This is a genomic window from Actinocrinis puniceicyclus (genome assembly GCF_018283645.1).
Taxonomy (GTDB): domain Bacteria; phylum Actinomycetota; class Actinomycetes; order Streptomycetales; family Catenulisporaceae; genus Actinocrinis; species Actinocrinis puniceicyclus.
In genome coordinates this window covers 1-8663 of the sequence record NZ_JAGSXH010000176.1, presented here as the reverse complement: position 1 = coordinate 8663, position 8663 = coordinate 1, and the positions used below count along the sequence as shown (strand labels likewise).

At 70.4% G+C, this 8663-nt stretch carries 9 protein-coding genes; 4 read left to right on the top strand and 5 right to left on the bottom strand.

The window, feature by feature from the left end:
• Window positions 1-155: 155 nt before the first annotated feature.
• Both KGA66_RS26745 and KGA66_RS26740 read right to left on the bottom strand, forming a co-directional pair.
• Window positions 156-896, bottom strand: coding sequence for a TetR/AcrR family transcriptional regulator (locus KGA66_RS26745; protein WP_211471956.1), 741 nt, complete (start codon window positions 894-896; stop codon window positions 156-158).
• A gap of 186 nt (window positions 897-1082) precedes the next feature.
• Window positions 1083-1709, bottom strand: coding sequence for a hypothetical protein (locus tag KGA66_RS26740; RefSeq protein ID WP_211471954.1), 627 nt, complete (start codon window positions 1707-1709; stop codon window positions 1083-1085).
• Window positions 1710-1891: 182 nt separating this feature from the next.
• Here KGA66_RS26740 and KGA66_RS26735 point away from each other — a divergent pair, with 182 nt between their 5' ends.
• Window positions 1892-2629 carry a glycosyltransferase family 2 protein gene (locus KGA66_RS26735; protein WP_369015974.1) on the top strand — a complete coding sequence of 246 codons (738 nt, stop codon included), beginning with the start codon at window positions 1892-1894 and terminating at the stop codon, window positions 2627-2629.
• Window positions 2630-2702: 73 nt separating this feature from the next.
• Complete coding sequence (locus KGA66_RS26730) at window positions 2703-4259, top strand: MptA/MptB family glycosyltransferase (protein ID WP_211471952.1); 1557 nt, start codon at window positions 2703-2705, stop codon at window positions 4257-4259.
• A gap of 70 nt (window positions 4260-4329) precedes the next feature.
• Here the strand turns inward: KGA66_RS26730 and KGA66_RS26725 are convergent, their stop codons facing one another.
• Window positions 4330-4662, bottom strand: coding sequence for a rhodanese-like domain-containing protein (locus tag KGA66_RS26725; protein ID WP_438822082.1), 333 nt, complete (start codon window positions 4660-4662; stop codon window positions 4330-4332).
• Between the two features lie 419 nt (window positions 4663-5081).
• Between KGA66_RS26725 and serS the strand changes: the two genes are divergently transcribed.
• Together serS and KGA66_RS26715 are read left to right on the top strand one after the other, a co-directional pair.
• Window positions 5082-6359, top strand: coding sequence for a serine--tRNA ligase (serS, locus tag KGA66_RS26720; protein ID WP_211471948.1), 1278 nt, complete (start codon window positions 5082-5084; stop codon window positions 6357-6359).
• A gap of 70 nt (window positions 6360-6429) precedes the next feature.
• Window positions 6430-7431, top strand: coding sequence for a phosphotransferase enzyme family protein (locus KGA66_RS26715; RefSeq protein WP_211471946.1), 1002 nt, complete (start codon window positions 6430-6432; stop codon window positions 7429-7431).
• A gap of 29 nt (window positions 7432-7460) precedes the next feature.
• Here KGA66_RS26715 and KGA66_RS26710 read toward each other — a convergent pair whose 3' ends face one another.
• Together KGA66_RS26710 and KGA66_RS26705 are read right to left on the bottom strand one after the other, a co-directional pair.
• Window positions 7461-8024, bottom strand: a complete 564-nt coding sequence (locus KGA66_RS26710; RefSeq protein WP_312887087.1) for a dihydrofolate reductase family protein — start codon at window positions 8022-8024, stop codon at window positions 7461-7463.
• A gap of 26 nt (window positions 8025-8050) precedes the next feature.
• Complete coding sequence (locus KGA66_RS26705) at window positions 8051-8626, bottom strand: bacterial proteasome activator family protein (RefSeq protein WP_211471958.1); 576 nt, start codon at window positions 8624-8626, stop codon at window positions 8051-8053.
• Window positions 8627-8663: the final 37 nt, after the last annotated feature.

The following is an 8663-nucleotide window of genomic DNA, read 5'->3' as shown; positions in this document are numbered from 1 at the left end:
CCCACGGCCACCCGACCTTTCTTCGATTCCTTAGAACAGATCCGAAGAATGCCAGGTGGCCGTGCCCGTTGTCAGGCGATCACACCACCACGCCACAAAAGATCTTGTAGACCTCAAATCTCAAGCTTAATCCGCTCGGTGGCCTTGCGAACGCGCTACGCGTTCGGGGTAAGGTCGGGTGCGGCCCGGTCGCCGGCGCATCCCCCGTCGCCGGCGACCGGGCCGCTCCCGTTCGCGGCCACGCCGGCACCGTCGATCTCGCTTACCCGAGGCGACAGGTAGGCGTCCAGCATCGAGCCCAACTCGACCAGCAGCCGGGAGACCGGGACCGGCCCGCTGGCCGCCGCCGAGACGATGAAGGCCTGCGCCGTCAGCACTATCGTGTGCGCCTGCACCGCGATCGAGCCGCGCCGGATCGAACCGTCCCGGTAACCTGCGTCCAGCCGGTGCGCGAGCAGCGTGACCGCGATCTGCTGGGTGCTGCCGAACCGGTTGACCAGATACGGCATCAGAATCTCCGGCTCGGCCTGGAGCACCTGGTGCATCAGCGGGTCAGCGTGAAAGGCGCGCACCACGTTGAGCACCGTGTCCACCAGTCGGCTGCGGGCCTGGCGCGGATCGGGCGGGCCGTCCGCGGGCTCAGCGGTGTGCTCGCGCAGGATCCGCGCGAACTCGTGCCCGAGCACCTCGCTGATGAGCGAGCCGATGTCGGAGTAGCGGCGATACAGCGTCATCCGGCTGACACCAGCGCGCCGTGCAACGTCATTGAGCGTCGTGTCGTGCACCCCTGCGGAAAGAACGCAGGCCCGCGCCGCGTCGAGGATCTGTCGCTCGCTCAGACGCAGAGGGCGGGAACGGCCGCCATTGGCCGTGGGCACCGAAGGGGTAGTACTCATCATCGCCAGCGTACGCAAAAAGCTACCAGACAGTAACCACATCGCCGGAATGCGCGCGCGAGCCTACTGACAACTGTGTCAACGGCATCCGAAACGCCGCGTAAGTCACGTCGAGGGCGATTTCGGGTACCGAATTGCGCCGTCGCGTCCCGTCTTACGCTTGCGCCTGCCGGCGGCCAGGAGCCGTCACTGGCCGTTGCTCTGGGCCTCGGCTGCGGCGACCAGCCCCGACTCGACATGCACGACCCCGGCGGACAGCGGGACGCCCTGCGCGGCGAGCTCGGCGATCGCGTTGTACGCGCCGCTGCCGCCACCGACCGCGGTCGGGCTGGTAGAGCACACGCCTGCGGCATCGCCGGCCGCGATCGTGCACCGCACCTGGACGGTGCTTCCGTCGGCGCGCGCGAGGTTCAGCACGGCCGTCTGGTCGGCGCCGGTGCCGTTTTCGACGTACACCCTCGCCGCCGCGGATCCGGCGGACTGGTCGACGCACGCCTGAACGCGCAGCGTCCCGCCGGCTACCGTCGCCGAGACCGGAGCCCCGCAGAACTCGGGTGCCAGCGCCTGCGCGCCGGCGCCGGCTGAGGGCGACGCCGTCGCGGAGACCTGATCCGCCGCCTGCCCGCTGTTCGTACCCTGACCGTTGGCTGAGGCCGGCATGTCATGGTTCTTCACGGGAGGGCTCGCCTGCGCCGCCGCGATGGGCAACACCACGACGCCGACAACCGCACCGGCCAGCGCGAGTGTGCGCACGTGGCGGGGGCGCAGTTGCGCGGAGTCGTGGTTACGGGCGAGTCCGGCGGTCTCCGGCATGGAGGGCGGCCCCCTTCGAGCGGGGAAGCGATGAGAAGAGAAGGATCAATGGTCTGATCGGATGGACACCGGATCAGCACTGGACCGAATGTTAGTCCCGCGATGCGTCCGATCGGTAGTCGATTCACTCTTGCGGACTGCGGTTTTGCCGGATCGTGACGGCATAGGATCGAATCGTGGAAATCAGTGACCTCGCCGTGATCATCCCGGCGTACGACGAGGAGGCCAGGATCGCCGCGACGGTCGAGGCCGCGGCGAAGGTGCCCGGCGTGGACCTGGTGCTGGTCGTGGACGACGGTTCCGCGGACGCCACCGCCCGCACCGCCCGCGAGAGCGGCGCGATCGTGGTCCGGCACGCGCGCAACCGCGGCAAGGCGGCGGCGATGGAGACCGGCGCGGCCGCGCTCGCCGCGATCGAGGCGCGAGAAGGCCGGGCCGAGCCGCGGCTGCTGCTGTTCCTGGACGGCGACCTGGAGGCCACCGCGGGCAACGCCGCCGCGCTGGCCGAGCCGGTGCGTTCCGGAGCGGCCGGCATGACCATCGCCACGCTGCCGCCGCAGCCCGGCGGCGGCCACGGCTTCGTGGTTCGCCTGGCCCGCGACGGCATTCGCGCCGCGGTCGGTTTCGACGCGCGCCAGCCGCTGTCCGGACAGCGTTGCCTGAGCCGGGCCGCGTTCGAGGCGGCGCTGCCGCTGGCGCGCGGCTTCGGTGTGGAGACCGGCTTGACCATCGACGTCCTGCGGGCCGGCCATCGGATCGTGGAGGTCGAGGTGGACTTCCGGCACCGGGTCACCGGAACCGATCTCGCGGCTCAGCTGCACCGGGCCCGGCAGTACCGCGATGTCGCGCTGGCGCTGGCGGTACGGCGCATTCCGGCCGAGTTGCGCCCGGCGTCCTGGCGCGGTCGCCGCTCGGCATGACGGTGCCCGCAGGGATCGGCCCGGCCGCCCACGTCGCCGTGCGGCCGGCGGCGCGGTCGCCGTGGAGGCCGCGATGACGGATGCGGAAACGGCGATAGGCGCCTGCCCGTCCGCTGGCGCGGCGCGCTGCGCGGCAGATCCACAGCGGCGTTCAGCATGCGCGGCGAGCGTGCGCGGCCGGATCGCACTCGCCTTGATCGCCGGTTCCATCACGCTGATAGTGCTCGTCGGATCGCTCGGGCCGTCCGCGGCCGAGGCGCCGCTGCCCGGGCGCGTCGTCAGCGCACCGTTCTGGTTTTCCGTCTCGCCACCGGCCTGGTTGGTGACCCTGCTGGCCGATCTCGCGCTCGGATTCGGCGCAGCCGGCCTGCTGTGCGCGCGGTCCGCGCTCGGGCGCGGCTGGGCGCCTTCGCTCAGGGCTCTGATTGCGGGCTCCTACGCGGCCTGTGGCGCGATGGTGCTCGTACCGCCGATGCTTTCCGCCGACCACCTCGTCTACGCGGCCTACGGCCGTCTGGTGACGACCGGGGGTGATCCCTACACGCAGACCGCCCGCACGCTCGCGGCACACGGTGATCCGATCGGCCTGGCCGTTCAGCCCCCGTGGACGAACACCTCCTCCGTCTATGGGCCGATCGCGACCGGAGAGCAGGCGCTGGCCTCGTGGATCGGCCGGGCGTCGGTGCACACCACGGTGTTCGTGCTCGCTCTGCTCGGCGCCGCGGCCTACCTGGCGATGGGCGCGATGCTGCGCCGGATCGGCGATCCGGTCAGGGTGACCGTGCTGTTCGGGCTGAATCCGCTGCTGCTTCTGGAGACGGTCAACGCCGCGCACCTGGATGCGTTCGCGGTGTGCTTCGCCGTCGCCGCGCTGTACGTACTGCACGTGCGGCGAGATGCTCGGGGCGCCGCGCTCGCGGGTGCGCTGGCGGGGCTCGGCTGCGCGGTGAAGCTTTCCCTCGGACTGGCTGTTCTCGCCGGACTCTGGGGGCTGCGACGCCGCCCTCGCGACGCGGCCTTCTTCGTGCTCTGCGCGGCGCTCGCAGGGGCTCTGGCCTACCTTCCGTACGGCGGCACCGCGCTGCGACCCGCGCGTGAGGCCGCGCGGATGGTCTCGCTCGGTTCGGCGTGGCGACCGCTGCTCGCGCCGCTTCAACGCGCTCTGGGAGACAGCACGGCGCGGGATCTGATCTCGGTACTCGGCTGGCTGACGGTGCTGCTGATCATCGTGTCGCTGGCGCCGCTGCTGCGCATCGGAAGCGGCCGGGCGGCCGAAGACGCGCCCGGCGCGCATGCGGCGCGTGCGCTCGCGCTGCTGGGCCTGGCGTGGGTGCTGGCGGCGCCGTACACGTTGCCCTGGTACGACATCGTGGCGTGGGCGCCGCTGGTCGCATGTGCGGCCGGTCCGCTCGACCCGCTGCTGACGGCCCGGACCACATTGCTCGGTGCGGCCTACGTACCAGGCCTCGACGTTCCGTTGCCTTCGGGTGTCGCGGGCTGGGCGACATGGATCAGGGCTGACGCGGCGCCCGTGTTCTCGATCGCCGCGCTGTCAGCCTGCGTCGCGCTCGGAATTCGGCGGCGAGTAGCGCGCGGGCGCGCGCCCACCTCGCCGGTCTCCGGCGGCTGAGCTCCCGCAACCCGTGCGTATGCGCCCTTCCAAGCCTGTGTAAGGCTATGCCTCCTCAGCTATGCCTCCGTCAGGCGACGAAGGGCTGACCCCCGTTGTCGCTGACCAGCGCTCGTCCGGCCGCGTGCCAGGCCAACATGCCGCCTGACACGTTCACCGTCGTCCGGCCGGCCTGGTTGAGGTAGCGCACGGCCTGCTCGGACCGGCCCCCGACCTTGCAGATCACATAGACATCGCGATCGGAAGGCACTTCCTCCTCGCGGCCGACCAGCTCGCTGAGCGGGAGATGCACCGCCTCCGGGGCGTGGCCCGCCTCCCATTCGTCGGCCTCGCGCACATCGATGAGGTACGCGTCGGCGGGCAGCGCCGCGACGTCCACGGCGGGGGCGGGGGAGTTGAAGATCATCGCTGGTCTGCTCCGTGTCGGCTGAGGGCTGCGCCCTGAAGATCGGGTCAATGCAAGGTTAAGCGAAGCACAGGGCGCGGTGCGTTGTTCACCGAGGGTTCCGCGGGCTCTTGACACCCGATCTGGTCTAGTCCATTTTTGGCATGCCGGGTTGTGCGAGCGCCGGTCGGCGCGGTCTGCGGGAATCGCCCGGGCGGACCGCGCGGCGAACGGCGCCGCGCCGCCGCGGCCGCGACCGGATCCGGGACTGACCACGGGGCGGACTTCGGTCCCCAGTGCGCCGGGGAGGCAGGCGCCGCTGCCTCCCCGGTCTCCCGTGTCCGCCGCTGTCGCCACCGAATCCTCCGGCGGATCCAGGAGACCCGGGGGTCGATCTCATTACCGATCACCGCGGCGTTCAAGGTAGCTTTTGCCCTGTGATCGACCTACGAGAGCTTCGTGACGACCCGGAGCGCTTCCGCGCGTCCCAGCGCGCCCGCGGCGAAGATCCGGCCCTGGTGGACCAGGTGCTGGCGGCCGATGAACGGCGCCGGTCTTCGGCTCTCGGCTTCGACGCGCTGCGCTCCGAGCAGAAGAGCCTCGGCAAGCAGATCCCGAAGGCCGCGGGCGAGCAGAAGGCCGCGTTGCTGGAGCGGGCCAACGAGCTGGCCGCCGCGGTCAAGGCCGCCGACGGCGAGCAGGCCGAGGCCGCGCAGGAGGCCCGCCGCCTCGCGCTGACCCTCTCGAACCTGGTCGAGGAGGCCGTGCCGGAGGGCGGCGAGGACGACTACGCCGTGCTGGAGCACGTCGGCATGCCACGGGACTTCGCCGCGGAGGGCTTCGACCCGCGCGACCATGTCGAGCTGGGCCGGATCCTCGGCGCGATCGACCTGGAGCGCGGTGTCAAGGTCGGCGGCGCGCGGCAGTACTACCTGACCGGTGTCGGCGCGCTGCTGGAGTTCGCGCTGCTCAACCTCGCGATGCAGCAGGCGCTCGGCTACGGCTTCACCCCGGTGGTGACCCCGTCGCTGGTCAAACCCGCGGCGATGCAGGGCACCGGCTTCCTCGGCCAGGCGGCGGAGAACGTCTACCACCTCGCGGAGGACGACCTGTACCTGGTCGGCACCTCGGAAGTGCCGCTCGCCGCGTACCACATGGACGAGATCCTCGACGCCTCGGCGCTGCCGCTGCGGTACGCCGGATACTCCTCCTGCTACCGCCGCGAGGCCGGTTCCTACGGCAAGGACACCAGGGGCATCATCCGGGTGCACCAGTTCGAGAAGGTCGAGATGTTCTCGTTCTGTGCGCCGCAGGAGGCGCAGGCCGAGCACCGGCGGCTGCTGGAGTGGGAGAAGGAGTTCCTGGCCAAGCTGGAACTGCCGTTCCGGGTGATCGACGTGGCGGCGGGCGACCTGGGTTCCTCGGCGGCGCGCAAGTTCGACTGCGAGGCGTGGATCCCGACCCAGGGCCGCTACCGCGAGGTGACTTCGACCTCGAACTGCACCGGGTTCCAGGCTCGCCGGCTCGCCGTGCGGCTGCGCGACGCCGACGGCGTGCGTCCGGTCGCGACGCTCAACGGCACCCTGTGCGCGATGCCCAGGATGATCGTGGCGATTCTGGAGAACCATCAGCAGGCTGACGGTTCGGTCGTGGTGCCGGAAGCGCTGCGGCCTCATCTCGGCGGTCGAGAGATTCTCAGCCCTCTGGCCAAGTAGCGGCTCGAAGCGCGGGGGCGCGCGTTCACCCGATCGTGCTCCCCGGCGCGCGCGGGCGTATGGTACGTGCATGCCACGCCCCTCACCGTTGGCGGCGCTGCTGCGGCGTTACGGGATCGCCGATGTGCTCGGGTTCCGGCCCCTCGACGAGGGCCTGCTCAACCGGTCGTTCGCCGTATACACCCGCTCGCGACGGCTCTTCCTCAAGCATTACCTGGATCAGCACCCGCATGCCATCCGGGCGCAGCACGCTGTGACGGCCGCGCTGGCCGCTCGCGGCCTGCCGGTGGTCCCGCCGTTACAGGACTTGTCCGGGCGCACGCTCAATCTCCGCGGCACGCGTTCGTTCGCGCTGTACCCATGGGTGTACGGCCGGCACTGCCCGGGGCTCACCCTCGAACTCGAGCAATGCCGTGATCTCGGCGCTCTGCTCGGCCGGTTGCACCGCGCGCTCGCCGAACTGCTCGGCCCGGTCGCCCAGCCGCTGGCGCAGCCGGCCACCGGCGCGGCGCAGGCGAGCGCCAAGGCACTGCGACTGCTGGAACTGTTGCGGGCGCGGCCGCAGCGCGAGGGGATCGACGATCTCGCCGAGTTCCGCCTCGTGGAGCGGCTGGGTCTGCTGGCGAAGCTGGCGCACCGGCGGCCGACCGACCGGGCGCAACTGACAGTGGGACATGTGCACGGCGACTTTCATGGTCTCAATGTCTTCCATCGTGCGGACGGCCCGGTGTGCGCGGTGGTCGACTGGGATCGGCTCGGCGTGCAGCCGTACGGCGAGGAGTTGGTGCGGTCCGCGCTCATCCTCTTCGTCGATCCGCATGACGGGCAGCTCGACCTGGCCCGCGTTCGCGAATACGTACGCGGATACGTCGATGTACAGCCATGGATGGCGGATGAGCTCGCGGCGGCCGTTCACCGGCTGTGGTGGGAGCGGCTGACCGATTTCTGGATGCTCAGCTGGCGCTACGAGCGGCTGGATCCGCGCCCGGACGAACAGTTTCCGGCCGCCTCGGCGCTCGTGGTGTGGTGGACGCACCACTACGAGAAGGTACATGACGCGTTCTGCGGTTGATCAGGTCCCGGAGTCCCGCCGCGGGCGTGTTACTCCGGGACCTGATAACGCAGCAGTTGGACGCCGTTGCCGAAGGTCCGGCTCTCCACCAGTCGCAGGCCGGTCCTCGCGGTGCCTTGCCGGAACAGCGGTTTGCCGCCGCCGAGGACAACCGGCTGCACGTAGATCCGGTACTCGTCGACCAGGCCGTGACGTTGGAACGCGGCGGCGATGTCGGCGCCGCCGAGAGCCATGTCCCCGCCGGGCAGCGCCTTGAGCCGCAACACCTCCTCTGGCACCACCTCGCGCACGACCGTGGTGTTCCAGTCCGCGTTTCGCAGGGTCCTGGAGTAGACGAACTTCGGCATCTCGCGCCAGATGCGGGCGAACTGCGCGACCGGGCCGGGTACGTTAGGGTCCTGATCCGCAGTCGGCCAGTAGGCGGCCATCAGCTCGTGCATGACGCGACCGTTGAGGAACGCGCTCATCGCGCCGAGGTGCCGGTTGAAGTGATAATGCAGTTCGTCGTCGACCAGGTGCCAGTCCAGCCGGCCGTCCGGCCCCTCGATGTAACCATCGAGGGACACGGACATCTGAACGATGATCCTTCGCACCCTGACGCCTCCTCAGAAACGCCCTCTTACAGGTATGGACCCGAAGCGGCGGGGTTGCCGCGCTGTGGCTGCTGCTCCATGGACATGCCCGGCGGCAGCGCCCTGCGCATCTGTTCCAGTTGCACGCGCGCGGCCATCTGCTGGGCGAACAGCGCCGTCTGGATGCCGTGGAAGAGGCCCTCGAGCCAGCCGACCAGTTGAGCCTGGGCGATGCGCAGTTCCGCGTCGCTCGGCACGCCCTCCTCCGCGAACGGCAGCGAAAGCCGCTCGAGCTCGCTGATCAACTCGGGCGCGAGGCCCTTCTCCAACTCCGCGATCGAGGACTTGTGGATCTCCTTGAGCCGGGCCCGGCTGGCCTCGTCGAGCGGCGCGGCCCGCACCTCTTCCAACAGCTGCTTGATCATCGAGCCGATCCGCATGACCTTGGCCGGCTGTTCGACCATCTCCGCGACGCTGGCGGGGTCCTCGCCGTCGTTCTCGGTCTGCGGCTCCTCGGGTTCCGCGGCGCCCTCGACCACCGGGTGCCCGTCAGGACCGACCACGACGTAGCGGCCCGCCCGGTATTCGGTCTGGTCCTGGTACTCCGAGTTCTGCACATTCATCAGCTGCTCCGGCGGGAGGGACGGTCCGGCGGGGGAC

What these genes read in the sequence shown, in the direction of transcription:
- KGA66_RS26745 (WP_211471956.1), bottom strand. Translation starts at nt 896, where the DNA reads ATGAGTACTACCCCTTCGGTGCCCACGGCCAATGGCGGCCGTTCCCGC.
- KGA66_RS26740 (WP_211471954.1), bottom strand. Translation starts at nt 1,709, where the DNA reads ATGCCGGAGACCGCCGGACTCGCCCGTAACCACGACTCCGCGCAACTG.
- KGA66_RS26730 (WP_211471952.1), top strand. Translation starts at nt 2,703, where the DNA reads ATGACGGATGCGGAAACGGCGATAGGCGCCTGCCCGTCCGCTGGCGCG.
- KGA66_RS26715 (WP_211471946.1), top strand. Translation starts at nt 6,430, where the DNA reads ATGCCACGCCCCTCACCGTTGGCGGCGCTGCTGCGGCGTTACGGGATC.
- KGA66_RS26705 (WP_211471958.1), bottom strand. Translation starts at nt 8,626, where the DNA reads ATGAATGTGCAGAACTCGGAGTACCAGGACCAGACCGAATACCGGGCG.